At 73.9% G+C, this 25,282-nt stretch carries 22 protein-coding genes and 1 pseudogene; 11 read left to right on the top strand and 12 right to left on the bottom strand.

The features are described from left to right. Nucleotides 1–108 precede the first annotated feature (108 nt). The 3 genes from ACFV1J_RS31270 (at nt 109) to ACFV1J_RS31280 (ending at nt 2,719) form a co-directional block, all read left to right on the top strand. A complete protein-coding gene (locus tag ACFV1J_RS31270; RefSeq protein WP_385863695.1) occupies nt 109–522 on the top strand; it encodes an SH3 domain-containing protein in 414 nt (137 codons plus the stop codon). A 154-nt stretch (nt 523–676) separates the two neighbouring features. Next, nucleotides 677–1,696 carry a teichoic acid biosynthesis protein C gene (locus ACFV1J_RS31275; protein ID WP_385863697.1) on the top strand — a complete coding sequence of 340 codons (1,020 nt, stop codon included), beginning with the start codon at nt 677–679 and terminating at the stop codon, nt 1,694–1,696. 153 nt (nt 1,697–1,849) lie between these two features. Continuing rightward, on the top strand, nt 1,850–2,719 hold the full coding sequence (locus ACFV1J_RS31280; protein ID WP_385863698.1) for a helix-turn-helix domain-containing protein: 870 nt from the start codon (nt 1,850–1,852) through the stop codon (nt 2,717–2,719). Between the two features lie 49 nt (nt 2,720–2,768). Here the strand turns inward: ACFV1J_RS31280 and ACFV1J_RS31285 are convergent, their stop codons facing one another. The 6 genes from ACFV1J_RS31285 to ACFV1J_RS31310 form a co-directional block, all read right to left on the bottom strand. Then, entirely contained in the window at nt 2,769–3,464 is a 696-nt protein-coding gene (locus ACFV1J_RS31285; protein ID WP_385863699.1) for a GIDE domain-containing protein, read from the bottom strand. 214 nt (nt 3,465–3,678) lie between these two features. Then, a complete protein-coding gene (locus ACFV1J_RS31290) occupies nt 3,679–4,644 on the bottom strand; it encodes a pirin family protein (RefSeq protein WP_385863701.1) in 966 nt (321 codons plus the stop codon). A 92-nt stretch (nt 4,645–4,736) separates the two neighbouring features. After that, complete coding sequence (gene ddaH / locus ACFV1J_RS31295; RefSeq protein WP_385863705.1) at nt 4,737–5,513, bottom strand: dimethylargininase; 777 nt, start codon at nt 5,511–5,513, stop codon at nt 4,737–4,739. An 89-nt stretch (nt 5,514–5,602) separates the two neighbouring features. Next, nucleotides 5,603–5,992 carry a GntR family transcriptional regulator gene (locus ACFV1J_RS31300; protein ID WP_385863707.1) on the bottom strand — a complete coding sequence of 130 codons (390 nt, stop codon included), beginning with the start codon at nt 5,990–5,992 and terminating at the stop codon, nt 5,603–5,605. A 155-nt stretch (nt 5,993–6,147) separates the two neighbouring features. Beyond that, on the bottom strand, nt 6,148–7,998 hold the full coding sequence (gene asnB, locus ACFV1J_RS31305; protein WP_385863709.1) for an asparagine synthase (glutamine-hydrolyzing): 1,851 nt from the start codon (nt 7,996–7,998) through the stop codon (nt 6,148–6,150). A gap of 660 nt (nt 7,999–8,658) precedes the next feature. Further along, entirely contained in the window at nt 8,659–9,357 is a 699-nt protein-coding gene (locus ACFV1J_RS31310) for a class I SAM-dependent methyltransferase (RefSeq protein WP_385863711.1), read from the bottom strand. Between the two features lie 349 nt (nt 9,358–9,706). On the opposite strand from ACFV1J_RS31310, the gene ACFV1J_RS31315 reads away from it, so the two are divergent. Beyond that, entirely contained in the window at nt 9,707–10,756 is a 1,050-nt protein-coding gene (locus ACFV1J_RS31315) for a lytic polysaccharide monooxygenase (RefSeq protein ID WP_385863713.1), read from the top strand. Between the two features lie 356 nt (nt 10,757–11,112). On the opposite strand, the gene ACFV1J_RS31320 is transcribed toward ACFV1J_RS31315, so the two are convergent. Then, nucleotides 11,113–11,595: an SRPBCC family protein gene (locus ACFV1J_RS31320; RefSeq protein ID WP_385863716.1), complete on the bottom strand. Its 483-nt coding sequence runs from the start codon at nt 11,593–11,595 to the stop codon at nt 11,113–11,115. A gap of 119 nt (nt 11,596–11,714) precedes the next feature. On the opposite strand from ACFV1J_RS31320, the gene ACFV1J_RS31325 reads away from it, so the two are divergent. Beyond that, nucleotides 11,715–12,302 (top strand): TetR/AcrR family transcriptional regulator, encoded by a 588-nt coding sequence (locus ACFV1J_RS31325; protein WP_385863718.1) that lies wholly within the window; start codon nt 11,715–11,717, stop codon nt 12,300–12,302. A 67-nt stretch (nt 12,303–12,369) separates the two neighbouring features. Here ACFV1J_RS31325 and ACFV1J_RS31330 read toward each other — a convergent pair whose 3' ends face one another. Continuing rightward, nucleotides 12,370–13,221: an esterase/lipase family protein gene (locus tag ACFV1J_RS31330; RefSeq protein WP_385863719.1), complete on the bottom strand. Its 852-nt coding sequence runs from the start codon at nt 13,219–13,221 to the stop codon at nt 12,370–12,372. Nucleotides 13,222–13,548: 327 nt separating this feature from the next. On the opposite strand from ACFV1J_RS31330, the gene ACFV1J_RS31335 reads away from it, so the two are divergent. Further along, complete coding sequence (locus ACFV1J_RS31335; RefSeq protein ID WP_385863721.1) at nt 13,549–14,265, top strand: pyridoxamine 5'-phosphate oxidase family protein; 717 nt, start codon at nt 13,549–13,551, stop codon at nt 14,263–14,265. A gap of 46 nt (nt 14,266–14,311) precedes the next feature. Here ACFV1J_RS31335 and ACFV1J_RS31340 read toward each other — a convergent pair whose 3' ends face one another. Beyond that, nucleotides 14,312–15,424 carry a hypothetical protein gene (locus tag ACFV1J_RS31340; RefSeq protein ID WP_385863724.1) on the bottom strand — a complete coding sequence of 371 codons (1,113 nt, stop codon included), beginning with the start codon at nt 15,422–15,424 and terminating at the stop codon, nt 14,312–14,314. After that, nucleotides 15,421–18,975, bottom strand: coding sequence for a DNA polymerase III subunit alpha (locus tag ACFV1J_RS31345; protein WP_385863727.1), 3,555 nt, complete (start codon nt 18,973–18,975; stop codon nt 15,421–15,423). The genes ACFV1J_RS31340 and ACFV1J_RS31345 overlap by 4 nt, the downstream gene beginning before the upstream one ends. Nucleotides 18,976–19,250: 275 nt before the next feature. Between ACFV1J_RS31345 and ACFV1J_RS31350 the strand changes: the two genes are divergently transcribed. Continuing rightward, nucleotides 19,251–20,315: a DUF3533 domain-containing protein gene (locus ACFV1J_RS31350; protein ID WP_385863729.1), complete on the top strand. Its 1,065-nt coding sequence runs from the start codon at nt 19,251–19,253 to the stop codon at nt 20,313–20,315. Nucleotides 20,316–20,371: 56 nt separating this feature from the next. Then, entirely contained in the window at nt 20,372–20,695 is a 324-nt protein-coding gene (locus ACFV1J_RS31355; RefSeq protein WP_385863731.1) for a nuclear transport factor 2 family protein, read from the top strand. A gap of 46 nt (nt 20,696–20,741) precedes the next feature. On the opposite strand, the gene ACFV1J_RS31360 is transcribed toward ACFV1J_RS31355, so the two are convergent. Continuing rightward, complete coding sequence (locus ACFV1J_RS31360; RefSeq protein ID WP_385863733.1) at nt 20,742–21,512, bottom strand: SDR family NAD(P)-dependent oxidoreductase; 771 nt, start codon at nt 21,510–21,512, stop codon at nt 20,742–20,744. Nucleotides 21,513–21,653: 141 nt separating this feature from the next. Between ACFV1J_RS31360 and ACFV1J_RS31365 the strand changes: the two genes are divergently transcribed. The 3 genes and pseudogenes from ACFV1J_RS31365 to ACFV1J_RS31375 all read left to right on the top strand — a co-directional run bounded on the left by ACFV1J_RS31365 (nt 21,654) and on the right by ACFV1J_RS31375 (nt 24,091). Further along, entirely contained in the window at nt 21,654–22,352 is a 699-nt protein-coding gene (locus ACFV1J_RS31365) for a TetR/AcrR family transcriptional regulator (RefSeq protein WP_385863734.1), read from the top strand. Nucleotides 22,353–22,762: 410 nt separating this feature from the next. Continuing rightward, entirely contained in the window at nt 22,763–23,203 is a 441-nt protein-coding gene (locus tag ACFV1J_RS31370) for a subtilase-type protease inhibitor (RefSeq protein ID WP_385863736.1), read from the top strand. Between the two features lie 84 nt (nt 23,204–23,287). Further along, nucleotides 23,288–24,091: pseudogene (locus ACFV1J_RS31375) on the top strand (metallophosphoesterase family protein). A gap of 75 nt (nt 24,092–24,166) precedes the next feature. Here the strand turns inward: ACFV1J_RS31375 and ACFV1J_RS31380 are convergent. Further along, nucleotides 24,167–25,240, bottom strand: coding sequence for a S1 family peptidase (locus ACFV1J_RS31380; RefSeq protein WP_385863738.1), 1,074 nt, complete (start codon nt 25,238–25,240; stop codon nt 24,167–24,169). Between the last annotated feature and the right edge of the window lie 42 nt (nt 25,241–25,282).

Consider the following 25,282-nt stretch of genomic DNA (forward strand, 5'->3'; position numbering starts at 1 on the left):
CACTTCCTCCCTGGGACGGCTGGGACGGCATCGACGGGTGAGCGGTCGGAAACGCTGAGCGACGCAGGGCACGCTCCGGTGCCGCTGCAGTCGTTCGAGGAGGTTCCGATGAACCGACGCCTGTTCCGCAACGGTGTGGTCGCCCTGGCGGCCGCCCTTTCGATGGTCCCCGCGGTGGCGGTGGCCGACTCCGGTCCGTACCGCCACCCCGGTCGGCATACCCACGCGGTCCACCACGGCACGGGCGTGCCGGGGCCGACGGGCCGTCATGTGCACCGTCATGTGCGGTATGCGCAAGGGGAGGTGGTGACCCCGCCCGGGGTGCCGCTGCACGTCCGCTCGGGCCCGGGTGTCACGTACCGGGTGATCGGTGCGCTGCGTTCGGGGAGCCTGCACGGGCTGCGGTGCACGACGACCGGCAGCAGCGTCCACGGCAACCCGTACTGGTACCGGCTCGCCCATCGGCGGGGCTACGTCTCCGCCCACTACGTCCATGCGTTCCAGACCGTTCCGTGGTGCTGATGCCCGTCGTGCGGATGCCTTGGCGCTGATGTCCGTGGCGGTGATCCCGCCGCGGCGGGCGCCGCGCGGACAGCGGCGTCCGGATGACCTCCGCCCGCCCGCCCGTTCGCGGCGACGGGCGGGCGGGCGACCGGACCGATGGCCTGGAGGTTTGATGAGCACGGACTTCTCCGCGGCGGGGCCGGGACGCCGGGCGGTCCTTCGGTGGCTCGGGGGTGCCGCGGGCGCGGTCGCGGCCGTCCCGGGTTCGCAGGCCGTCGCGGCGCCGCCGGACCGGGCGCTGCCCGCACTGGCCGCGGCGGGGCGGCAGTTCCTCGCCGGGCGGCTGCGGCACACCACCGTGCTGCAGTCGTTCGCCTTCGACGAGTTACGGGGGCACGTCTATGCGTTGCAGGTGGTGGCGGGCGGCGTCCGGCTGCCGGGGGAACGGGCGGCCGTCCCGCACACGGTGCGGGTCCGGCGGGGCGATCTGTGCCTGAACCGGCTGGCATGGGACGGGTCGCCGGCCGGGCACATGTATCTGAAGGGGTTCGGGCACGGCGGTTCGATCGGCCTGGAGGAGTCCTGGGACGGTGTCGCGCTGTGGACCGAGTGGGACGCCAACCCGGCGTCCGGGTACGGGCGCGGACTGTGCCGCTTCCGGTTCACCGACGGCCGGGTGCTGTCACCCACCTCCCCCGGTCTGCGGACGTACCGGCCGGTCACCGGCTCCACCAGCAACTCCCCCGCCGTCGACCCGGTGCACCGGCGCCTGCTGCTGCGCTACAAGCGAAGCGGGACACCGCGCTTCGCGCTGCACGATCTCGACCGGTTCCGGGCCGGGGTGTTCCGGCCGCTGATCACCTTTGCCCAGCCCGGGGCCCACCTCGGGCTGCCCTTCCAGGGCATGGCCCTGCACGGCAGTTCCGCGTACCAGCTGCTCGGCAGTGCGTACGGCGTGGGCAACCCGCCGTCCTCGGGCGGCAACGCCCGCCTCTACCGCATCGATCTGCGCACCGGCAGGGTGGCGTGGCAGCAGATGGACCGGACGGCACCGGAGTTGTCCCCGCGCGAGCCGGAGGGGCTGGCCGTCCGGTGGGGCGGCGACACCGGTACGCCGCGGCTGTGCCTGGGCTTCACCGAGGGGCCGGCCGGCGCCCGCACCTTCCGGCTGTACGAAAAAGCGCTCAACTGACCTTTCCCGCTCTTCCGGCCAAAGTGTCATCAACCCCTGGGCATGGGTACACATTCCGCCATCAAGGAGGAATCAGACGCCCCGGGCAACCGGTTGGGGCCTCTGCGGGGGAACCACTGCCGGATCACAGGCAGGGCGGTAAGGGAGGCGCACATGGTGTCCCGCTGGCGGCCGCTGCCCGACACACTCGATCCGGCCGGGCAGCTCCTGGCCCAGGAGCTGCGCATACTCAAGGAGCGGACCGGGCTGAGCCTGGACGGGCTGGCCAAGCGCACGCCGTACAGCAAGTCCGCCTGGCACCGCTATCTCAACGGCGAGAAGCTGCCGCCGCGCGCCGCGGTCGAGGCGCTGGGCCGGGTGGCCGGGGCGGACCAGCCGCGGCTGCTCGGCCTGTGCGAGGCGGCGCACCGGGCCCGTACGGCACCGGCACCGGCCGGGAACGCGGCGGCCACCACGGAGACCCGGCAGCCGGCGCCGCCCACCGGCCCCGCGCGGCGGAAACTGCGGGGTGCCGCGGCGCTGATGGCCCTGACGGCCGTGCTGGCCACCATGGGAGCGGCGGCCTCGATCGCGAGCATCCCGGCGCACGCGGTACGGGCGGAGTGGACCGCGCCCGACCCCTGCCACGGGCACCGCTGCGAGGGCCGCTACCCGAAACGGTTCGGCTGCCACCGCGACGCCCGAACGGCGAGCACGATCACGGACGCCACCTACACCGTGCGGCTGTTGTTCAGCCCGGCCTGCGGCACGGTCTGGTCGGAGGTGCAGCCACGGTCCGGCGGCGCGGAGAAGGTGTCGATCTGGGTGGGCCGGGACGCCCGGCTCACCTCGCACCCGGGCGGCCGCACGGGCCGCGCCGTCAGCCCGATGCTGGCCACCGATGACCTGCACAGCGCGGTGGCCTGCGCCCGGGTGGCCGACCGGGTCGCCTGCACCGGCGCCCTCGAACTGCGGACCCCGGCCCGCCCCGGCCCCGACCACGACCTGCCGGACCCCACCTTCCTGCTCCAGGTGACCCGCTGAGGCCGCCTTCGAGGTGGGGGCCGGCGCTCAGCCGACCGGGGGCAGTCGCTCAGCCGACGATCCCCAGCACCAGGAACACCAGCCCCGCGACGGCGGCGACCCCCGCCCCCAGCCCGAAGATCCACACCTTGTTGTTCTCGCCGCGGAGCAGTTCCTCCTCGGACTTCACCGACATGACGAAGACCCCGCCCTCGGCCGGTGCGCCGACCGCCAGCCGGCCGTCCCCGTCGGCGGCCTCACCGTGGACGTAGAACCGGCTGCCGGGGCGGACGACCCACTCCTCGCGCCGGTACCCGATCGTCCCGTCACCGCTCCCGAGATCGAGGCTCAGCGGCCCGATCCGCAGACGCCTCCCGCCTCCCCCGGTATGCGGATCGAACCGGTCGAGCACCTTCTCCGCCCCGACGACCTCGTGCTCACCGGGACGGATCACCATTTTCCCGGTCGCGTCGGCCACGAAGAACGCGGTCGGGCTGGAGTGCTCGGACAGCACATCGGTAGACGTCCTGCGCCTCCGGTTGCCGTTGCCGTCGCGGTAGACCTCTTCGTACTTGCGGGTGATCCGGTGCCGGTGCCACACGCAGTCCACGCCCTCCAGCTCGGACCGCAGCACCCCGTCCTGGTGGGGCAGGGCCTGCCCGACGACCTCACACCGGTACCGGAAGTGCCCGGGGCCCGCGGCTGCCGCCGCCGCCTCGTGCAACGCCCGCAGATCCGCCACCGGCAGCGTCTCGGTGCTCTCCATGGCCCGAGCCCGCCCATGCGCGACCCGCACCACGTACGCACAGACCACCGCGGCGACCAATGCGCCCACACCTATCCAGATCACACCGAACCCTCGCTTCGCCCGCCCCCCTCCGACCGCGTGACCCTATCCGGGGCGCCGGGGGACGGGGCAAGCGGTCGGCAGGCGGCGATGTACGGCTCTGGCCTTCCGGGTGCACCGGCTGGGCGTCCCGTCAGCGCTCCCGTCCCCGTGGCTTGAGGACGACCGGGGGAAGGTCGGGGGCCGGGAGGCGGGGGCCGGCGTAGCCGTGGACGGTGCCGAAGCGGGTGGTGTCCATCCAGTCGGTGCGGGCCTCGGCGATCTCCTCGTGGGTGCGGCCGACGAAGTTCCACCACATCACGATCTGTTCCTCGAACGGTACGCCGCCCAGGAGCATCAGGCTGCTGTCGGAGTGGGCGCGGAGCGGGAGGTCGGTGCGGCCGCAGCCGAGGTAGAGCAGGGCGCCGGGGGTGAGGCGGACGCCGTCGACCTCGGTCTCGCCGGAGATGGTCAGGGCGGCGTACTCGAAGTCGGGGTTGAGGGGGAGGCGGGTGTCCGTGGTGGCGGTGAGGGCGAGGTCGGCGCCTACGAGGGGCGAGTAGGTGGTGCCCGGGGAGGTGGCGCCGTCCAGTTCACCGAGGATGACGGTGGCGGTGAGGCCGCCGTGGCCGCCGGTGACCCGTGGCAGGTCGGTGTGGTGCTCGAAGTGCGCCGCGGTGTGGCGGTGTTCGGCGGGGAGGGCGACCCACAGCTGGGCGCCGTGCAGCAACGGGCCGTGGTCGCGCGGGGATTCCTCGGAGTGGGCGATGGCTCCGCCGGACGTCATCAGGCCGAGTTCGCGCGGGCGGACGGTCTGCAGGCTGCCCAGGCTGTCGCGGTGCAGCACCTCGCCCGCGTGCAGCCAGCTGACCGTCTGCAGTCCCATGTGCGGGTGCGGCGGCACCTGCATACCGGGCTGGTCGACGATGTCGTCGGGGCCGTAGTGGTCGACGAAGCACCAGGCGCCGACCATCCGCCGGCCGAGGTTGGGCAGCAGCCGGCGGACCACGGTGCTCTCGCCGAGCGGCACCTGCTTGCCGGGCTGGAGGTCGCGGACCGGGCCGGTGCGGCCGGTGCCCCCGCACAGACTCGGCGCGGGTCTGGTATCGAGGTTGCTCATGGCGTCACGATAGGCCGGGTGCGGGGGCGGGCGGCGGCAGGCGCACGAGGCGCCCGGGTACCGCGCCCGAGCCGTTCAGCGTGCGGCACGTCTCATGCGTACAGTCCGCGCAGCCGGACCGAGAGGCAGGTGACGCAGCCCTCCAGTTTCTCGAACTCGGAGATGTCCACGGGGACCGGCCGGTAGCCGAGGTCGGTGAAGAGGGCGGCGGACCCGGGGGCGCCGGCGGACATCAGGAGGGCGTCGCCGCCGAGGTGGACGACGTGCGCGCCGGCCTCCTCGGGGACGGGCAGGAAGCGCGGGAAGGCGGCCGGGTCGTCGACCAGCGGCGGGTGGCCGATGACGGTGCCGTCGGGGAGCGCGGTCACCGCGGACTTGAGGTGCAGCACCCGGCTGACCGGTACGGCGATCACGCGGGCCCCCAACGGCTCGAAGGCGGCGCGGAGTTGGCGTACGCCTTCGGCGTTGGTGCGGCCGCCGCGGCCCACGTAGACGGTGTCGCCGATCTTCAGGACGTCGCCGCCGTCCAGGGTGCCGGGCGGCCGGATCACGTTGACGGAGCAGCCGAGTGCCTCGACGGCCTCCCGGGCGGCCGCTATCTCGGGCCTGCGGGGGTCGGCGCCGGGGCGGGCGAGCAGGGCGACATTGCGGAACATCACCATGGTGTCCTCGACGAACACCGCGTCCGGGCAGTCGTCGGCGGGCGCCACCTCGGTGGTCCGCCAGCCGTGGTCCTGCAGCGCCTGGACGTAGCCCTCCCACTGGCGCAGGGCGAGTACCGGGTCGACCGGACGCCGGGCGATATGGGTGACCAGGCCCTCGGCGAGGCGCGGACCGGGGCGGCGGACGAGCGCCTGTTTGCTGGGCATCGGGAGGCGGTCCTTTCGGGAGGCGCGGGGCGGATTGCCGTGGTTGCCGTTGCGGCCGGGGCCTTGTCGGGCCCCGTTGGTCGTGCCCGTCAGTCCTCGGCTCCATACGTGGCGCGCAGGGCGTTCTCGACGGCGGTGCGGGCGGCGCGCCGGTCCAGGCCGAGGCGCTGGACGCGCCGGGTGTAGCTCTCGGCGGCCGCGGCGGCCTCCTTCTCCGCGGCGTCGCCGGCCGCCGCGATGAAGCTGCCGTTGCGGCCGCGGGTCTCGATCACACCGTCGGTCTCCAGGGCGCGGTACGCCTTGGCGACGGTGTTGGCGGCCAGACCGAGGTCCTCGGCCAGGCCGCGGACGGTGGGGAGCTTGTAGCCGACCGGCAGGGCGCCCTCCCTGGCCTGGTCCGCGATCTGGGTGCGGACCTGCTCGAAGGGCGCGACGGCCGAGGCCTGGTCGATGGTGATGCTCACGGTCTGCGGGGACACGGGGGCGCTCCTGGTGGTGCCGTGACGGGGTGCCGGATCTCTTTGTGGCATCCATTGTGCGTCAGGAGCGCCCGGCGCGCCGGGAGGCACGGAAGGCGGCGCGGAAGGCGGCGCGGAAGGCCGGAAGCGCGTAGGGGCAGGCTCGCGGGAGCTCGCTAGGCCTCCAGTGTCGTGCCCGTCGTCCGGAGCCAGGCGTTCATGCCGAGGGCCAGTTCGGCGCCGGGGCGGATGTCCTGGGTGGCGCCGTCGGCGGTGACCTCGGCCAGTACGGCGGGGTCCAGCAGCGGGCGGACGGGGGCATTGCGGTCGGCGGCCAGTTCTTTGAGTTCGGCGCGGAGCGCCTCGGTGTAGTGGGGGTCCTGGGTGCTGGGATAGGGGCTTTTGACGCGGTCGGCGACCACGTCGGGCAGGACGTCGCGGGTGGCGGCGCGCAGCAGCGACTTCTCCCGGCCGTCGAAGGTCTTCAGTGACCAGGGGGTGTTGAAGACGTAGTCGACGAGGCGGTGGTCGCAGAACGGAACCCGGACCTCCAGGCCGACCGCCATACTGGCGCGGTCCTTGCGGTCGAGCAGGATCTGCACGAAGCGGGTGAGGTGGAGGTAGCTGATCTCGCGCATCCGGCGCTGGTGGCCGGTGTCGCCGTCGAGGTACGGCACTTCGGCGAGCGCCTCGCGGTAGCGGCGGGCCTCGTAGCCGGGCAGATCGAGCTCGGCGAGCAGTGCGGCGTCGAGCAGCGCCTCGCGGACCGCGGTGCCGCCGGCGAAACGGCCGGAGAGGCCCGCGGCGATCCAGGGGAAGGTGTCGGCGTGCACGGCCTCGGGGTCGTGGAACCAGCGGTAGCCACCGAAGACCTCGTCCGCGGACTCGCCGGACAGGGCGACCGTGGACTGTTCGCGGACGGCCTTGAACAGCAGGTAGAGCGAGGTGTCGCCGTCGCCGAAGCCGTTCGGCAGGTCGCGGGCGGCGAGCACCGCGGCACGGTGGCCGGGGTCCATCAGGGCGGCGGTGTCCAGGACGATGTCGTGGTGGTCGGCGCGGACGTGTGCGGCGAGGGCGTGGGCGTACGGCCCGTCGGGGGTGCCGCGCAGGTCGTCGGGGCGGAAGTTCTCGGTGTAGCCGGTGAAGTCGACGGCGAACGAGCGCACCGGACCGCGGCCGGCTTCCGCCAGCGCCTTGGCGGAGAGCGCGGTGATGGCGGAGGAGTCCAGTCCGCCGGAGAGCAGGGTGCACAGCGGTACGTCGGCGATCAGCTGACGGGCGACGATGTCGTCGAGCAGGTCGCGGATGTGCGCGACGGTGGTGTCCCGGTCATCGGTGTGCTCGCGGGCTTCGAGGGCCCAGTAACGGCGCACGGTCAGGCCGCCCCGGCGGACCCGGACGAGATGGCCGGGGCGGACCTCGTGCATGCCCTTGTAGACGGCGTGGCCGGGGGTCTTGGTGAACGTGATCAGCTCGGCGAGGCCCTCGGCGTCGACGGTGGGGCGTACGTCGGGGTGGGCCAGGATCGCCTTGGGCTCCGAGCCGAACAGCACGCCGTCGGCGGTGGGGTGGTAGTAGAGCGGCTTGATGCCCATCCGGTCGCGGACCAGCAGGAGTTCCTCGGTACGGGGATCCCAGAGCGCGAACGCGTACATGCCGTTGAGGCGGTCGGCGAACGCCTCGCCCCATGCGAGGTAGGCGTGCAGCACCACTTCGGTGTCGCTGCTGGTGCGGAAGGCGTGGCCCAGCCCTTCCAGTTCGCAGCGCAGCTCGCGGTAGTTGTAGACCTCGCCGCTGTACGTCGTGACGAGCACGGTCCGGCCGTCGTGATCGACGGTCATGGGCTGCCTGCCGCCGTCGAGGTCGATGACGGCGAGCCGGCGGTGGCCCAGGGCGGCATGGGTACCGAGCCAGCTGCCGGCGTCGTCCGGCCCGCGGCAGGCCATGGTCGCGGTCATCGCTTCGATGGTGGGGCGCTGGGTGGTGAGGTCGTGGTCGTAGGCGATCCATCCGGTGATTCCGCACATACGGGCGGCTCCTCCTTCGTGGGCGGCCGACCGCCGCATCCCGCTGGCGACCGGCACGATCACCGTACGCGCCAATAGATGTATCGACCACCGACCCCGCCGCCGAACCACCCGGAACGAGCCATACCGCTGCGCTTTGCGGTGCCGCCCACGTACCTGGCTTTCCCGCCGCGGTGGTTGCTCGCCGTTTCGCTGCGCTTTGCGGCGCCCCGCACGTACCTGTCCGTCCCGCCGCGGGGCTCGCTCGCCGCTGCGCTTTGCGGCGCCCCGCACGTACCCGCCTGCTGCGCCGCGGGGCTTGTTCGCCGTTGCGCCTGCGGCGGGCTGGGGGTGGTCGGGTGCGGTTCTGGCCCTCCAGGCTTCGTCCTCCGGTCCAGCCCCTCCCGTAGTGGGAAGGGAAACGGCCGGTGGGGGTGCCCGTGGCCCGTACGCGCGGGCGGCGACCAGAACCACGCCCGCCCCCACTCACCTCTTCCACCCACTCACGGGAGGGGACAGACCGGAGGACGAAGTCTGTAGGGCTGTCACCGCACCCGACAACACCACACCCGCCGCTGGGAGTACCTCCCACGCCCTTTAGGCAGTGGGGGAGCAACGGCGAGAAGCCCCACGGCGGGACGGCCGACAACGTACGGGGCGCCGCAAAGCGCAGCGGAACGGTTAGTCAGGTATGTCGGCCAACAGGGCGTACCGCTCGTCACGGACCTCCTTGCCCCACAACACCGCGTCGTGCGCGAGGTCCTGCACGACCATACGTGCCGCCAACGGGCTGACCAGATCGGCCAGTTCGGGCGCCGTGATGCCGATCGGGTCCGACTCGCCCCAGCGGCCCTCCACCAGGACCAGCCGTCCGCCGGGCCGCAGCAGAGCGGCCCAGCGGCGCAGTGCGGCCGCCGGATCGGGCAGCGCCCACAGCAGATGGCGCACCAGCACGACATCGAACCGCCGCTCCCCCACGGGTGGTTCGGCGGCGTCGCCCACCAGGAAGACGGCGTCCCGCCCGGTGAGCTTGACGCGGGCCCGCTCGATCATGCGCGCGGAACGGTCGACGCCCAGGACCCGGTGCCCCTGCTCGACGGCGAGCAGGGCCAGACTGCCCGTGCCGCAGCCCAGGTCGAGCACCTCGGCGGGCCCGGCCGGCAGCCACTCCCGCAACCGGGCGGCCCAGGCCGCGCGCACGGCCGGGTCGCGCAGCCCGTGGTCCGGTTCGTCGTCGAAGGTCTCGGCGGCGGCCTCCCAGTAGGCCGCATCGGCCACCGGAAGGGCGGCCGGCTCCTCCTCGGCCGGCCGGCGGGCGGAATCGTCGGGGGTCAGGTCGCGGGACTGCGGGGACGGGTCGGCAGACAGGTGCGTGCTCATGCCTCGATGCTGCCATCGACCACTGACAACGCCCCCGCATGCCCGGCCCCCGGCACCCCGCGCCCGTTTCCTCCCGGCCTGCCTGTGGCCCCGCTTAGCGGTCCCTTAAGGGCGCCATAAAGATCCTCACCTAGCGGCTTTCGGGGGCGAATTGGCTGTTCAGCGGGGCTAGCGTGCTTCTCGCAAGGCGGCAGCAGGCGGGCCGCCGGTGCCGGTCACCGGGGGGCGGCGCCGGTGTCCGTGCGCCGACCCCCCACCTCCGGCTGCCCCTTGCGGAAGCTGCTTCCCCCGCTGCTTTCCCCCACTGCTCGACCACTGCTCGACGCACCTGATGAAGGAGACCCCCACCATGACCGTTCGTCGCAAGGCCACCGGGATCGCGCTGGCCGGGATCGCGCCGCTGGCGCTCACCGTGCTCTCCGCGGGGCCGGCCGTCGCGCACGGTTCGATGTCGGACCCGGTCAGCCGGGTCCTGGCCTGCTACACGGAGGGGCCGGAGAGCCCCAAGTCCGCGGCGTGCAAGGCGGCCGTGCAGGCCGGCGGGGCGCAGCAGTTCTACGACTGGAACGGGGTGCGGGACGGCAACGCCGGCGGCAGGTCCAAGGAGAAGATCCCGGACGGCAAGCTCTGCAGCGCCGGCAACGCCCAGTTCAAGGGCCTGGACCTGCCGCGGGCCGACTGGCCGGCGTCGAAGATGCGGGCCGGCAAGCACACGTTCCGCTACAAGGCCACCGCCCCCCACAGGGGTTCCTTCGAGCTCTACCTCACCAAGTCCGGCTACGACCCGAGCAAGCCGCTGAAGTGGTCGGACCTGGAGTCGAAGCCGTTCGTGAAGGTCACCGACCCGACGCTGACGAACGGGGAGTACGTCTTCGACGGCACGGTGCCGCAGCGCTCCGGGCGGCACCTGATCTACAGCATCTGGCAGCGGTCGGACAGCCCCGAGGCCTTCTACACCTGCTCGGACGTGGTGTTCGGGAAGGACAGCGGCGGGTCCCGGTCCGGCACCGCGCCGGCGCCGGCCGCCTCCGCGCCGACCGACGGCCAGCTCGCGGCGGGCGCGGACAAGTCCTCGATGGACATGTCCGCCCACGGCCACGACATGACCGCCCCCGGCCACCACGGTGGCGGCAACGGCACCGACGGCAAGGACGCGGTGGCGCCGTCGGACAAGGGCGGGGCGCCGGCCGCGGAGCAGAAGGCGGTCGCCGCGAAGGCCGGTGGCAATGCCGCGCGGACCGACGGGGACGCCAAGCCGGTCAGCGGGCAGCGGCTGGCCGAGACCGGTGGTGACTCCTCCACCACCCCGCTGGCCGTCGGTGGTGCGGCCGTGCTGGCCACCGGTGCCGCGGTGCTGTTCGCCACCACCCGCCGCAAGGCCGCCCGCCACCGCGGCTGATCCCCCACAAGCCCCCCACAGGCCCGGCCGCCGCCGGGAGTGCCGCCGTCCCCTCTCCGTGGGGGCGGCGGCGCGCTGTTTCCGGCGAAGGGGTGGACCGCCGCGGCACCGGCCCGGCCACCGTGCTGGTGCTGCTGCCGCGTCGCACTCCCCTGTGGTGCGGCGTGGGCGCGAGCGCCGTGCTGACGGCCGTGGTCCTCGTCCTCTCCGGCCGGCTGCCGGCGATCCCGCCGGCCCTCGCCGGTGCGGCGCTCGGCTTCCTGACGTTGCGCCGGGCGCGTGGGCGGTGCGGTGATGCCGGGGCCTCGTTGCAGGCCGGTACGGCGTTGCGCCGGCGCGTGGGCGGTGCGGGCGGTTCAGCGGACGAGGCGGCGCAGCAGGCGGACGTAGCGGCTCCGGCGGGCGGGCCGGGCGACACGGCCGGTGCAGGCGCGTTCGGCGCGGTCCAGGCTGTCCTCCAGACACGCGTCGTGGAGCGGGCGGAAGGCCAGCGGCCAGGTGAGCCGGGCCGGGCCGCGGGCGCGCATGGCGAGGGTGTGGCGCAGCAGGGTGCGCTCGGGTCCGAGCGGGTGGACGGTGTACTCGTGGAAGCCGTCGAAGCCCCGCGGCCCGCTGAAGGTGAAGCGGACCCAGCGGCCCGGGACGTACGCGGCGACGGTGTAGCGGACCGGGCCGTGGCCGCCGGTGGCGCCCGCCGCCAGCGGGCCGTCGAACACCATCGGGGGCCAGTCGCGGCCCGGCCAGAGCCGGTCGCCGGCGCCGGACAGGCCGTCGATCAGCAGGCCGGCCTCGGCGTCGGGGACGGGCAGCACCCGCTCGTGCACGTTGTAGACACCCATCGGGTGGCCTTTCCGTGAGGCGTGGAACGGGCGCCGGGCCCACGGGGGCGCGGCGCAGCGCAGGGAAAAGGGGTTTTGGAGGACTGCCTCCAATTATTGTGGAGAGTACCCTCTAGAACATGGCCAGGCCACCCCGTTTCGACATCTCACAGCTCCTCGACGCCGCCGTAGGACTGGCGGCCGAGCACGGGCCCTCGGGCGTCACCATGACCGCGGTCGCCCAGGCCGTCGGCGCCCCCAGCGGCTCGCTGTACCACCGTTTCGCCGGCCGTCCGGCGCTCCTCGCCGAGGTGTGGCTGCGCACCGTCGAGGGCTTCCAGGAGGGTTATTTCGCGGCCCTGCGGTCGGGGGACGGGCCGCGCGACGGGGGCCGGGCGGCGTCCCGGCACGTCGTCGCCTGGAGCCGTGCGCACCCCCAGGAGGCCGCGCTGCTCCTGTACGGGGCGCACGAGTTCGGCCGGGACGACTGGCCGGAGGAGCAGCTGCGCCGCGCGGACGAGGGGAACATGCGGGTCCGGGCGGCGGTGGCGGCGCTCGCGGGCGCGCTGGGGCTGCACGGCGAGCTGGGCCTGGAGCGGGTGTCGCTCGCCGTCGTCGACCTGCCGCTGTCCCTGGTGCGCCGCCATCTGCGCGGCGGGGAGCCGCTGCCCGCGCACGCCGAGGAGCTGGCCGCGCAGTGCACCGACGCCCTGCTGACCGCGGGCTGAGACCGCGCTCCAGGGTGGACGGCACACGGCCCGGCCCCTCACATACGGGGGCCGGGCCGGCAAACCGTCAGGTGTTCAGACAGGTGGTCGGGGTGGCGTGGGCCGGGTCGAGGGCGTTGGCCGTCTCGTGGAAGGCCACCGGGTCGGCGAGTCCGATGGCGACGTGCTCGGAGAGGTCGACCGCGCACAGGTCCTGGAGCAGGATGTTGTGCACGTCGGGGCCGTCGAGGTAGGCGGTCCGGTAGGGCGTGGCGACCTCGTCGTACTTGGTCGCGATCACCGTGTAGTGCACGCCGGGGACGGTGTCGCCGCCCTCGTTGAGGCGGTTGAGCACGTCCGAGCCGACGATCTGGTCGGTCAGCCCGGGGGTCAGCTTGCTCAGGTACTGCTTGGCACCGGGGAAGTGGTCCAGCAGGCGGGTCAGCCCGTCGAGATCGGTGCCGTGGTTGTCAGGGGCCAGCCCGACCAGGGTGTTCACCTTGTCCGCGCCCCCGTGGAACTTCAGGTAGACGCGCGCCATCATGGCGCCCTGCGAGTGGCCGACGATGTCGACCTTCTGCGTGCCGGTGGCGGCCAGCACCCGGTCGACGTAGGTGGCGAGCTGCCCGGCGGAGGCCTCGACCGGCCCCAGGCCGTGGAAGAGCGGTACGCCGGGGAGCTGGCCGTAGTCCAGGGAGAAGACGCAGTAACCGCGGGCCACCAAGTAGGGCGCGAGACCGAGCCAGTTGTCCACGGAGTTGCCGAGCGTGCCGTGCGCCAGGACCACCGGCCGCGGATGGGCGGCGGAGGGCTTGCACGAGAAGTTGTTCCAGCCGCTGCGGACGGTGGGGGCGTCGGCGGAGGCGGGAGCGGTGGCGAAACCAAGGGTGAGGGCGAGGGCGGGCAGCAGGGTCAGTGGTCGGGACCAGCGCAGCTTCATACGAGGCTCCTTGCGGGGGGTGTGAGGGGGGTGAGGGGACTCCGAGGTGCTCGGTGAGTCGTTCACCTGCGATCCGGATCGCAAGGGCCAACACAGTTGACTGGCAAGTAAGTTACGGCTGGGTAAGCAAGAAGGACCAGTCGTGTGACGGTGAAGGAAAACGCACATAACCCTCACCGGACGCACGGGGGTCGAATCTGCCGTTCCGTGCTGCCGTGCCCGCCGTGTCGGATACCTCACTCATGCGACTCGGCCGGGCCGGTTGTCAGACCCGTCGCGTACCGTCGATACCGCGTTGACCAGGCAGGTGACGGAGGGGAGACACCCATGGAGACGACGACGGCGGACGGCGCGAGAACGGCGGACCGCGCGGGGACGGCAGGTCACTCGGAGACGGCAGCTCACTCGGGGACGGCGGATCTCACGGGGGTCGCGGAGGTCTCGTCGGAGGCGGAGCTGCGGGAGCTGATGGGGCACCCGAATTCCCATGCCGCCAACAAGACCCGCCACCGGCTGCACGACTTCGATCGCCAGTGGCTGGCCCGTTCACCGTTCTGCCTGATAGCCACCTCGGACGCCGAGGGCCGGTGCGACGTCTCGCCCAAGGGGGACCCGGCGGGCTTCACCCTCGTCCTGGACGACACCACCCTCGTCATCCCCGACCGCCCCGGCAACAAGCGCATGGACGGTTTCGTGAACGTCCTCGCCAATCCGCACGTCGGGCTGAACTACGTCCTGCCGGGGCGCGGCGACACCCTGCGGATCAACGGCCGTGCCCGGCTGCTGCGGGACGCCCCGTTCTTCGACCGGCTCCTCGTCAAGGGCAACCGCCCGCGGCTGGCACTGCTGGTGGAGGTCGAGGAGGTCTTCTACCACTGCTCCAAGGCGTTCCTGCGCTCGGAGTTGTGGCGGCCGGAGACCTGGGAGCCGGACGCGGTGCCGTCGCGGGCGCGGATCGTCAGGGGCGTCGAGGCGCCGGACAAGTCGCTGGCGGAGCTGGAGGAGCACTACGGCCCGCGGTACGTCGAGCGGCTCTACGGCTAGACCCGCCGTGCCCGTCGGGGGCCGGACCCGCCGGGCCCGTCGGGGGTCAGTGCCGGCCGGCGCCCGGGCCGGGGGGCTTGGTGGCGTGCCGGGACGGGGGTGTGCGGCGGGCGGCTCCGCCGAGGGTCGCCGCGGGGCGTACGGCGCCGGCGCCGAAGCGGGCCCGGGCCCGGTCGACGGCCGCCTCGATGCGGTGGGCCTTGTCGTCGGACGGGTCGAAGCTCAGCTGCCGCGCGGCGAGTTCGGCGCGGCACAGGTCCTCGGCCCGCAGCGCCACGGACCGCACCCGGGCCCGCTGCAGTCCCAGCGCGGCGTGCAGCGCGTAGGCCGCCTCGGTCAGCGCGGGGCCGTGCGCGGTCGGTTCGGCGAGCCGGCGGGTGCGGGTGGTCGTGGAGCGGTCGGCGTAGCGGACGGTGAGGGTGAGCGCGCGGGCCACCTGCCCGGTCGTGCGCAGCCGGGCGCCGAGCTCGTCGGCGAGCGAGAGCAGCGCCCGGCGGCGCCGCTCCGGGTCCAACTCGTCGTATACGAAGCGGTGTTCGGCGCCCATCGAGCGGGCGACGGCATTGGGCACCACCGGCGTGGGATCGATACCGCGGGCCCGGTCGTGGACGACCCGGCCGGCCCGGGCGCCGAGGATCCGCTGCAGGGTCCCGGGCGGTGCGGCGGCGATCCGGCCGACGCTGTCGAGCCCGTACGCGGAGAGCGCGCGGGCGGTCGCCGGGCCGACGCCGTGCAGCGCCGAGGCGGGCCGGCGGTCGAGGAAGGCGGTGACGGCCTCGGCGTCGTCGGGGACGGTCCGGATCTCGCCGGGCGCCGCGGCGTGCGCCGCCATCCGGGCGAGCAGCGGGTTGGCGGCGATCCCGATCGTGCACCGTACGCCGTGCCAGGCCAGTGCGCGCAGCCGGATCAGCTCGGCGATGCCCGCCGCGTCGCGGTCGAAGTAGCGCAGTGCGCCGCGGACGTCCGCCAGCGCGGCGTCCGGCGGCAGCGCCTCGACCGTCGGCGTGAACTGCGCCAGCAGGCCCAGCAGTTGCTCGAACTGTCCGGCGCTCACCGGCGTGTCGTGGGCGTTGCGGAAGCGGACGTGGAGCATGCCGGGCGGCCGCGCGGCGCCGGTGGGCCGCGGCGGCGGGGCGGGGGGCCGGGTCGCTGGAGTCATCCCGCGCTCCCGGGACTCGCGTGCCACAGCTTCCGCCCGGTGGCGGCGCGTTCACCCGGGGGCTGGAGGTCGGCCCACGGGTGCAGTTCGTAGCCGGTCTCCAGCCGGATGGTGCGGCCCGGCCCGGCGCCGGCCGGTGCGGGCTCCCCGGCTCCCTCGCCGGCGCCTTCGCCGGGCTCTTCGCCGGGGCCCGCGTCGACGGCCGCGTCCGGTCCGGCCGTGGGCCGGTCCGGCTCCGCGGCGAGCCGGGCGGCGACCGCCTCCAGGCCGCCCTCGCGGCGGAGTTCGGCCAGTTCGGCGAGGTTCCAGGCGGCGCTGCCGACCACGCTCAGGCTGCGCGGCCCGCGCCGCTGGACCGTGCCGCGCACCAGCAGCAGCCAGGAGTGGAAGACGGTGTGGGCACACGCCTCGTGGCTGTTGTCGAAGAAGGCGCAGTCGACCAGACCCGTGCTGTCGTCGAGGGTGGTGAAGATGACCCGGCGGCCGGAGCGGACCGGCGGGGTCTGGGTGGCCGCCTTGGCGCCGGCGACCAGCACCGTCTCGCCGTTCCTGGCATCGCGCAGCAGCCGGGCCGGCAGGGCGCCCAGTTCGGCCAGGAACTCCCGGTGGTCGGCCATCAGATGGCGGGAGGCGTCCATGCCGAGGACGCCCAGCTCGGCGCTGAGCCGTTCGACGTCGCTGAGGTCGGGCAGTCCGGCGGGCTCGACGGGGTCGGCCCGCCGCTCCTCCAGGTCGGTGTGCAGCGACAACTGGCCGCCGGTCGCCTGCCGTCCGTGGTGGTGCAGCTCGGAGACGTACAGCAGCAGGTCCCGCCGGTTCGCGCCGAAGGCGTCCAACGCGCCCACCCGGGCGAGGCGTTCGGCGATCGGGCGGGACGGCCGGGCGCGCTGCCACAGGTCCTGGAGGGAGTGGTAGGGCTGCCCGTCCGCGATCCGCCGCGCCTCGGCCTCGCTCATGCCGTGGACGTCGGAGAAGGCGAGCCGCAGCCCCCAGGTGTCCGCGGAACCGGAACCCTCCCGACCGGACACCAGTTCGATCCGGTGGGTGACCGCGGAGCGGTTCACGTCCAGCGGCAGCACCGGCACCCCGCGCCGCCGGGCGTCCGCGAGCAGCAGCCGCTTGGGGTACATCCCCGGCTCGTGGGTGAGCAGCCCGGCATAGAAGGCCGCGGGGTGGTGGGCCTTGAGCCAGGCGGACTGGTAGGTGGGCACCGCGAAGGCCACCGCGTGCGCCTTGCAGAAGCCGTACGAGCCGAAGGCCTCGACGATCTCCCAGGTCCGGGCGATCACCTCGGGTGCGTATCCGCGCCGCTCGGCGCGCTGGGCGAACCAGGCGCGCACCCGGCCCTGCAGCTCCGGCTCGGACAGCGCGCGCCGCATCTCGTCCGCCTCGTCCCGGGCGCAGCCGGTCATGATCCGCAGCACCTCGATGACCTGCTCGTGGAAGACCACCACGCCGTAGGTCTCGCGCAGCGGCTCGGCCAGGTCCGGGTGTGGATAGCGGACCGGTTTCCGGCCGTGCCGGGCGTCGATGAAGGGCCGGACCATGTCGGCGGCGACCGGGCCGGGGCGGAACAGCGAGATGTCGACCACCAGGTCGTGGAAGGTGGCGGGCTGCAGCCGGCCGATCAGATCGCGCTGGCCCGGCGACTCGATCTGGAAGCAGCCGAGCGTCTCGGTGGAACGGATGAGGTCATAGGTCGCCGGGTCGCCGGGCGGCACCTGTGCGGGGTCGTCGAGGTCGAGCCGGTGGCCGGTGGCGCGGCCGATCTCGGCGACCGCGTGTGCCATCGCGGACTGCATGCGGACGCCCAGCACGTCGAGTTTGAGCAGCCCCATCTCCTCCACGTCGTCCTTGTCGAACTGGGACATCGCGAAGCCCTCGCCGCTGGTCGGCACGACGGGCGTGCGGTCCAGCAGCGTGGCGTCGGAGAGCAGCACCCCGCACGGGTGCATGGCGATGCCGCGCGGCAGGGCGTCCAGCGCCTCGACCAGCTCCCACAGCCGTTCGGTCCCGGACTCCCGGACGCCGCGCAGCTCCGGCAGCTCGGTCAGCGCGGCCCGGGCGTCGCGGGCGCGGATGTGCGGGAACGCCTTGGCGAGCCGGTCGACCCGCGCCGGGTCCATGCCCAGCGCGGCGCCCACGTCCCGTACGGCGTGCCGGACGCGGTAGGTCTCGGGCATGGAGACCGTGGCGACCCGCTCGGCGCCGAAGCGGTCGAAGATCGCGCGGTAGACCTCCAGCCGGCGGGCGGACTCCACGTCGATGTCGATGTCCGGCAGCGCGGCCCGCCGCGTCGACAGGAAGCGCTCCATCAGCAGCCCGTGCTCGACCGGGTCGGCGTGGGCGATGCCGAGGAGGTGGTTGACCAGGGACCCGGCGCCGGATCCGCGGGCCGCGACGCGGATGCCGCGCTGCCGGATGTCGTCGACGACCTGGGCGACGGTCAGGAAGTACGAGGGGTAGCCGAGCCGTTCGATGGTGCGCAGCTCGTCGTCCAGCCGGGCCCAGCGCGTCCGGTCGCGGTCGTGGCCGCGCAGGACCATGCCGGCGGCGCAGCGCGAGCGCAGCACCCGGGCGGCGGTGCGGCGTTCCGCGCCGACCAGCCGGGGTTCGGGGAAGTGGATCCGGCCGAGTCCGATGTCGTCCTGCGGGTCGACCAGGCACTCCCCTGCGGTCCGTTCGGTCATGGCGAGCAGCTGGTGTGCCAGGCCGCGCCGGAAGCCGGCCGCCTCGGCGATCCGCTCGGCGGTGCGGGCCATCGCGGCGGCGTCCTTGAGCCAGCGCTCACCGCTGTCCCAGGACTCGGGGCGGTGCGGGTCCACCGGCACCAGGCGGCGGGCGGAGTCCAGGACGTCGGCGACCGGGCCCTGGCCGGGGTCGGCGTAGCGGACCGCGTTGGTCAGGACGGCGCGGATGCCCTGGTCGACGGCGAAGCCGAGGGTGCGGGCGGCCAGCCGGGTGGAGCCGGGGCCGCTGCCGGGCCGGCCGTGGTCGACGACCTCCAGGCGCAGCGCCTCGCCGTAGCGCTCGCGCCAGGGGGCGACGAGCCGGGCGGCGCGGTCCGGGCGGCCGGCGGCCAGCGCCCGGCCGATGTCGGAGTCCGGGCCGAGCAGCACGGTGAGGCCGTCCGCGGCGGATTCCAGGTCGGTCCAGGACAGCACGGGCCGGTCGCCGCCGCCCGCGTGGGCGGCCGAGACCAGCCGGCACAGGGCGGCCCAGCCGGCCGCTCCGTCGCGGGCCAGGAAGACGGCGCGGGCGGCGGACTCGTCGAGGAAGGCACCGCCGCGCACGGGGGTGCGCCGGCGGGTGGTGGCCGGGGGCTCGGGGGTGTGCTCCGCGACGGCCAGTTCCGCGCCGAAGAGCGGGCGGATGCCGGCCTCCGCGGCGGCCCGGGCGAACCGTACGGCGCCGGAGAGGCCGTCCCGGTCGGTCAGGGCGAGGGCGTCCAGCCCGCGTTCGGCGGCGCGCTCGGCCAGCCGCTCCGGGTGGGAGGCGCCGTAGCGCAGGGAGAACCCCGAAGCGGTGTGCAGATGCGTGAACCCTGGCATCCGCACCTCCTGCACCTCACCGCCCCCCGGCTGACCTTGTGTCCCTCGTTCCTCACCTCCACCATAACCCGCTCGTCGAACATTCGTACGAACAACACGCCGGGGCACCTGGAAAGATCGTCTTCGCGCCCTGCGCCGTTCGGCCCATCCGTTCTGCACCCATCGGCCGCGGATCGCAAGATATGGGGGCAATCGCAAGATAGCGGGGCGAAAGCCGTCTTCCGGTGGCCGCCTCCCCGGCCACCGGTGGGCGAACCCGCGGCGAGGAGTGACGGATGGCCACCACGGACGACGGCAGCCGCACCACCTTCCTCCGCGAGGTGAAGAGCGCGGTGACGCCGCACGCCTCGCTGCTGGTGCTCGGCGTCCTGGGCCTGATGACCGCGTTCATCACCTCGTACGCCGGCGCCTTCCACCAGCCCCGGCCGACGGACGTGCCGTTCGGCGTGGTCGCTCCCCCGCCGGCCGCCGGGCAGGTGGTGCGGCAGCTGGACCGGCCGCCCGGCTCCCCGCTGGACCCGCGGGCGCTGCGCTCCGCACGCGTGGCGCGGCAGCGGCTCGCCGACCGGACGATCGACGGGGCACTGATCGTCGATCCGCGCGGCACCACCGACCGGCTGCTGGTCGCGAGCGGCGGCGGCGCCTCGCTGTCCCAGGCGGTCGAACTGGTCGTCGGCGCGGCCGAGAAGGCGCGGGGGCGCACCGTCCGGACCGTCGACGTCGCCCCCGCCGACCGGGGCGACAGCCGGAGCCTGTCGTCCTTCTACCTGGTCGTCGGCTGGTGCGTCGGCGGCTATCTGTGCGCCGCGATCCTCGCGATCAGCGCCGGGGCGCGGCCCTCCAACGGGCACCGGGCGGTCATCCGGCTGGCCGCCCTCGCGCTGTACGCGATCGCCGCCGGGCTGGCCGGCGCGATCGTCGTCGGCCCGGTCCTGGGCGCGCTGCCCGGCACCTTCGCCGGGTTGTGGGGGCTGGGTGCCCTGGTGGTCTTCGCGGTGGGCGCCACCACGCTGGCCTGCCAGGCCCTGCTGGGCATCATCGGCATCGGCCTGGCGATCCTCTTGATCGTCATCCTGGGCAACCCGAGCGCGGGCGGCGCCTACCCGTACCCGCTGCTGCCCCCGTTCTGGCGCACCATCGGCCCGGCCCTGCCCCCGGGCGCGGGCACCTGGACGGCACGCTCACTCGCGTACTTCGACGGCGCCGCGACGACCGCCCCGCTGCTGGTCCTCGCCGCCTGGGCGATCGGCGGCACGGTGCTCACGCTCCTGCTGTCGGTCTTCCGGAAACAGGACCGCCGGGCGAGCCGGCCCCCGGAGGACGGACGACCGCCGGCCTGAACCGCCGGGCCCGGCAAGGACACCCCGCTCATCCGCACCGCACGAAGGAGCAGCACATGCCCCTCCCCGCCGACCGGCTGACCCACCCCGCCGTGCGCGCCCTGGTCACCGCCCTCAACGCCCACGACGAGCAGGCGTTCTTCGCCGCGCTCACCCCCGACGCGACGATGTCCGACGACGGGACCGACCGCGACCTTCGGGAGTGGACCGACCGGGAGGTCTTCGGCTCCCGCGGGCACATGGCGGTGCGATCGCAGTCGGCCGACGGACTGTCCCTCGTGGCGGACTACCGCAACGACACCTGGGGGGAGATGCGGACGCGCTGGCAGTTCACGGTGACGGACGGGAAGGTGAGCCGGTTCGAGACCGGGCAAGCCTGACGTACCGTCAGCATCCTTCCGGAACATTCGAGTTGAGTGCTGACGGTCACATATGCGTGCCACCGTCGATGCGGATCTCTGTGCCGGTGATGAACGCGCCGTCCCGTGAGGCGAGCATCGCGATGACGCCGGCGACCGTCTCCGGGCCCGCGAAACCCTCGCCGACGGCCGGGGCGAGCTTGGCGAACAGCGACATGTCGGCGTCCTCGGGGAGGCCCGGGCCGCGGCCGGTGGTCATGCCGCTGGCGATGGAGCCCGGCGCGACACACACCGCGCGCAGTCCCTGCTTGGCGTACTCGGCGGCGATCGCGTGCGTCATGGACTGGATGCCGCCCTTGCTCGCCGCGTACGCCGCCATGTAGGGGTGCGCGAACGAGGCGGACGTGGAGCTGAAGTTGACCACGACCGGGGACGCGCCCTCCAGGAGGGCCGGCAGTGCCTCGCGGATCATCAGGAACGTGCCGGTCAGGTTGGTCGCGATGACCGTGTGGAAGAGCTCCAGGCTGGTCTCGTGGGTGTGCGCGGAGCGCAGGATGCCGGCCGCGTTGACCAGGACGTCCAGGCCGCCGAGGCCGGTGACGGCGGCGGCGACGCCGGCGCGGACCGCCGCCTCGTCGGCTATGTCCAGCACCGCGGTCCGCAGCCGGTCCGCGGTGCCGTCCGCGGCGGCCCGGGCGGCGGTGGCGTCCAGGCCCGCGGCGTCGACGTCCGCCGCGACCACCCGGCCGCCCTCGGCGAGGATCCGGTGGACGGTGGCCTGTCCGATGCCGGAGCCGGCCCCGGTGATCAGGACCCGGCGTCCCTCGAAGCGGTTCATGGTGGCGCTCCCTTCGCGATGGTGACGACCGGCGCTGCGGCGATCGTTCTGCACCTGGCCGTGCACGGTACGCCGAAGTGGCATGATGTGCCAAGTGAGCGCCATGTGCCGACCTGGCGTTCCGCTCCGTAAGCTGGGGCCATGTCCGCCGAGTCCGCGCCCGCCGAGCACCGCCCCGCAGCGCCCGCCGCCCGCCCCTCACTGACCGAGCGGCGCAAGGCCGCGACCCAGCTGGAGATCGCCCGTTGTGCGGCGGCGCTCTTCGCCGAGCGCGGCGTCGCGGTCACCGCCGAGGAGATCGCCCGGACCTCCGGCGTGGCCCTGCGCACCTTCTACCGCTACTTCCGCACCAAGGAGGACGCGGTGGCGCCGCTGCTCTCCGTCGGGGTGCGGCAGTGGATCGACGACCTGGCCGCACCGCCGGCCGGACCGGCGGCGCCCACGGTCCGCGAGGCGCTGGAGCGGGCCGCCCGCCGGGCACTGAGCCCCGCCGACGAGCCGGCCGCGGAGGCGCTGCGCCGGACCCGCGGGCTGCTGCGGGCGATGCCCGGCGATCCGGCGCTGCGTGCGGTCTGGCACCGGGTGCACCACGACGCCGAGGAGGCACTGCGGCCGGTCCTGGCACGGATGACGGGCGCGGGCGCGCTGGAGGTGCGGCTGGCCGCGGCCGCGGCGAACACCGCGATGCGGGTCGCGGTGGAGGAGTGGGCGGCGGAGGACGGGCCGGTGAACGGGCCACAGGGGCCCGCCGAGTTGGTGGTGCGCGGTATGCGGGCGCTGACGGCGGGACTGCCGGGGCTGGACGGGCCGCCCAACGGGCGGCCCACGCCCCGGAGTTGAGTCCGGTCGCCCCGGATTGCATACGGAAACGCGGCGGGTAAGGCGGCCCGCCGCGGACCGCCTCTTACCTCCCAGGGCCGCTCAGGCCGTTCGGAGGCGGCCTCCGGGCCCCCTCTTCGGCCAATCGACGGAGATCAAAACCCACCCGAACGACCGGTCGGCGGCCGGTTTGCTTCCTTCCCGGCCATCGCCGGCCCTTGCCCGCCGCATGATGCACGGGCATCCCGGCTGGCCGCACCCGGCTTCCCGCACACTTACCGGAACCCCTCCCGTCAGGTTCGCGCCATTACTCTCAGCTTTCACCCAACGACTCAAAGCGATCGCTGAAGGGCCACTCAAGGTGCTTTCGGGACGTGTTTCGACCAAACTCCCGTCCGGTATCTGCACCTTCGAGCAAGGGAGTGTTCGTCATGCGGTACACCACTGGGGCGATCGCGCTCGGCACGGCGCTGGTCCTCGGCACGCTGGCCACCAGCGCCCAAGCCGTCGCCGCCCCAGCACAGCCCGCGCGCACCGGCGGTCTTTACGCGCCGTCGGAACTGGTCCTGACGGTCGGCCAGGGCGACAGCCGCGCGACCGCCACGGTCCAGCGCGCGGTGAGTCTCAGCTGTATGCCGGTGGCCTCCGGAAGCCACCCGGCTCCGAAGGCCGCCTGCGCCGAACTGCGCGCCGCGGCCGGTGACTTCAACACCGTCACCAGCCCCAAGTCGGACCGGCTGTGCACCAAGGAGTGGGCCCCGATCGTCGTCACCGCCGACGGCGTGTGGCAGGGCAAGCGGGTGTCGTACACCTACACCTACGCCAACTCCTGTGTGATGCGCGCCGGTCTGAGCTCGGTCTTCGAGTTCTGAGCGCCGCACCCAGGTCCCCGGGCACCGGTGGGTGGTGCCCGGGGACCGCCTTGTGCGGGGGCCGCCGGAGCATAGGCTCGGCCCATGCCCGACATCAACATCTGGCCCTCGCACGGCCCTTCGGCCCCGGTCGCCGTGCTCTCCGACGTCCACGGTGTGCTGCCGGCCCTGGAGGCGGTGCTCGCCGAGCCGGACGTCCGCGCCGCCGGGCGGATCGTACTGACCGGCGATCTGCTCGCCGGCCCGCTGCCCCGCCAGACCCTCGCCCTGCTGCACGCCCTCGGGGAGCGCGCGGTGTGGGTCCGGGGCAACGCCGACCGGGAGCTGACCGGCGATCCGGCGGGCGGCGGGGAAGACCGTCCGACGGACCCGGTGAGCGCCTGGGCGGCCGGCCAACTCGCCCCGGAGGAAAGGGAGTTCCTCCGGTCGCTGCCCACCTCCGTGACGCTGGAGGTGACCGGGCTCGGACCGGTCCTGTTCTGCCACGCCACGCCCCGGGACGACGCGGAGACGGTGCTCGTCGACTCACGTCCCGCGCGCTGGGCCGAGGTGCTGGCGGAGGTGCCCGAGGCGGTACGGACCGTGGTCTGCGGGCACACCCACATGCCGTAGGTCCGGCTGACCCACGGCCGGCTGGTGGTCAACCCCGGCAGCGTCGGCATGCCGTACGGCAGGGCCGGTGCGCACTGGGCGCTGCTGGGGCCCGGCGGCGGCGCGGTCACCCTGCGGCACACCCCCTTCGACTACGACGCGGCCTGCGCCCGGATCGCCCGGGAATCGGGCTTTCCGTCGGCGGCCGACTGGGCGGATACGTATGTGCGGGCCCGGGTGACGGCCGAGGAGGCGCTGGCCGCGTTCGGGCCGGGCGACGGGCGGGTGGCGGACTGACCCCCGCGGCGCACCGGCCCCGGACGGGTCCGGGGCCGGTGCCGTGCCCGGGCCGGTCCTGGGGTGCTGCCGCGATCAGCCGATCTCTGCGCCGTAGGCCTTCAGGGCCTCCGGGACCGGCTGGAAGAAGGTCTCGCCGCCGCCGGAGCAGTCACCACTGCCGCCGGAGGTGAGGCCGATGGCGCTCTCGCCGTCGAAGAGCGCGCCGCCGCTGTCGCCGGGCTCGGCGCAGACGTCGGTCTGGATCAGCCCGTCGACCGTGCCCTCCTGGTAGTTGACGCTGGCGTTCAGGGCCTTGACGGTGCCGTCGTGGACCTGGGTGGTGCTGCCGCTGCGCTGCACCTTCTCACCGACGGTCGCCTCGGCGGCCTTGGTGATCTTCTGCGTGCTGCCGTTGTAGAGGTCGACCTCGCTCGGGTGCTCGGTGTTCCCGGTGTACTTGGCGATCGAGAAGTCGTCGCCTGGGAACTTGGAGTCCTCGGTGGTCGCGATCTCCGAGCCGCCCTGCTTGTCCGACCAGCTCTTGACGGCGTTGCCGCAGTGGCCGGCCGTCAGGAAGTAGGGCTGGCCGTCCTTGACCACGTTGAAGCCGAGCGAGCAGCGGGCGCCGCTCCCCCAGATCGCGTCACCGCCACCGATGAAGGGCTTGAACTCCCCCTTGCTGCGCCGGAGTTCGACCTTGTCGCCGAGGCTGTGGGTGACCTGGGTGAGCCGGTCCAGCTTGCCGCCGGTGACGGTGCGGTCGGCGGTGACCACGACCTTGTTGCTGCGCGGGTCGATGCCCCAGGCCGTGCCGGGGATGGTGGCCTTGGCCTTCAGCGTCTGCCGGGCCGCGTCGAGCTGGGCGAGGGTGTGCCGGACGAGTCTGGCCTCGGCGCCCTTCGCCCGGACGGCCTTGGCCGCCGTCTCGCTGAGGACGTTGACCACCAGCTTCTTCGCCTGTGCGTCGTAGTACGCGCCGGCCGTGCCGGTCTTGAGCTGGGATGCCAGGGTGGTGGCCGCGGCGGAGGTCAGCCTGGCCACCGTGGGGGTGGTGGGGGCCGGGGACGCCTGGGCGTTGGCGAGGGTGACGGTGGCGGTGGCGGCGAGTGCGAGCGCGCCGGCTCCTGCCAGAACGGCGCGCCGGTGGGGTATGCGTCGGTGCTTCAACTCAGAGCCTCCCGTGGGGGGAAGGGCCCGGACTGTGGGGAG

Origin of the sequence: Streptomyces sp. NPDC059649 (genome assembly GCF_042734445.1) — a bacterium.
Taxonomy (GTDB): Bacteria; Actinomycetota; Actinomycetes; order Streptomycetales; family Streptomycetaceae; genus Streptomyces.

Excerpts from the sequence above, each read along its gene's own strand:
- ACFV1J_RS31280 (WP_385863698.1), top strand. The coding sequence starts at position 1,850 with ATGGTGTCCCGCTGGCGGCCGCTGCCCGACACACTCGATCCGGCCGGG.
- ACFV1J_RS31360 (WP_385863733.1), bottom strand. The coding sequence starts at position 21,512 with ATGAACCGCTTCGAGGGACGCCGGGTCCTGATCACCGGGGCCGGCTCC.
- ACFV1J_RS31285 (WP_385863699.1), bottom strand. The coding sequence starts at position 3,464 with ATGGAGAGCACCGAGACGCTGCCGGTGGCGGATCTGCGGGCGTTGCAC.
- ACFV1J_RS31345 (WP_385863727.1), bottom strand. The coding sequence starts at position 18,975 with ATGCCAGGGTTCACGCATCTGCACACCGCTTCGGGGTTCTCCCTGCGC.
- ACFV1J_RS31325 (WP_385863718.1), top strand. The coding sequence starts at position 11,715 with ATGGCCAGGCCACCCCGTTTCGACATCTCACAGCTCCTCGACGCCGCC.
- ACFV1J_RS31335 (WP_385863721.1), top strand. The coding sequence starts at position 13,549 with ATGGAGACGACGACGGCGGACGGCGCGAGAACGGCGGACCGCGCGGGG.
- asnB (WP_385863709.1), bottom strand. The coding sequence starts at position 7,998 with ATGTGCGGAATCACCGGATGGATCGCCTACGACCACGACCTCACCACC.
- ACFV1J_RS31370 (WP_385863736.1), top strand. The coding sequence starts at position 22,763 with ATGCGGTACACCACTGGGGCGATCGCGCTCGGCACGGCGCTGGTCCTC.
- ACFV1J_RS31365 (WP_385863734.1), top strand. The coding sequence starts at position 21,654 with ATGTCCGCCGAGTCCGCGCCCGCCGAGCACCGCCCCGCAGCGCCCGCC.
- ACFV1J_RS31320 (WP_385863716.1), bottom strand. The coding sequence starts at position 11,595 with ATGGGTGTCTACAACGTGCACGAGCGGGTGCTGCCCGTCCCCGACGCC.
- ACFV1J_RS31350 (WP_385863729.1), top strand. The coding sequence starts at position 19,251 with ATGGCCACCACGGACGACGGCAGCCGCACCACCTTCCTCCGCGAGGTG.
- ACFV1J_RS31315 (WP_385863713.1), top strand. The coding sequence starts at position 9,707 with ATGACCGTTCGTCGCAAGGCCACCGGGATCGCGCTGGCCGGGATCGCG.
- ACFV1J_RS31340 (WP_385863724.1), bottom strand. The coding sequence starts at position 15,424 with ATGACTCCAGCGACCCGGCCCCCCGCCCCGCCGCCGCGGCCCACCGGC.
- ACFV1J_RS31290 (WP_385863701.1), bottom strand. The coding sequence starts at position 4,644 with ATGAGCAACCTCGATACCAGACCCGCGCCGAGTCTGTGCGGGGGCACC.
- ddaH (WP_385863705.1), bottom strand. The coding sequence starts at position 5,513 with ATGCCCAGCAAACAGGCGCTCGTCCGCCGCCCCGGTCCGCGCCTCGCC.
- ACFV1J_RS31310 (WP_385863711.1), bottom strand. The coding sequence starts at position 9,357 with ATGAGCACGCACCTGTCTGCCGACCCGTCCCCGCAGTCCCGCGACCTG.
- ACFV1J_RS31270 (WP_385863695.1), top strand. The coding sequence starts at position 109 with ATGAACCGACGCCTGTTCCGCAACGGTGTGGTCGCCCTGGCGGCCGCC.
- ACFV1J_RS31275 (WP_385863697.1), top strand. The coding sequence starts at position 677 with ATGAGCACGGACTTCTCCGCGGCGGGGCCGGGACGCCGGGCGGTCCTT.
- ACFV1J_RS31330 (WP_385863719.1), bottom strand. The coding sequence starts at position 13,221 with ATGAAGCTGCGCTGGTCCCGACCACTGACCCTGCTGCCCGCCCTCGCC.
- ACFV1J_RS31355 (WP_385863731.1), top strand. The coding sequence starts at position 20,372 with ATGCCCCTCCCCGCCGACCGGCTGACCCACCCCGCCGTGCGCGCCCTG.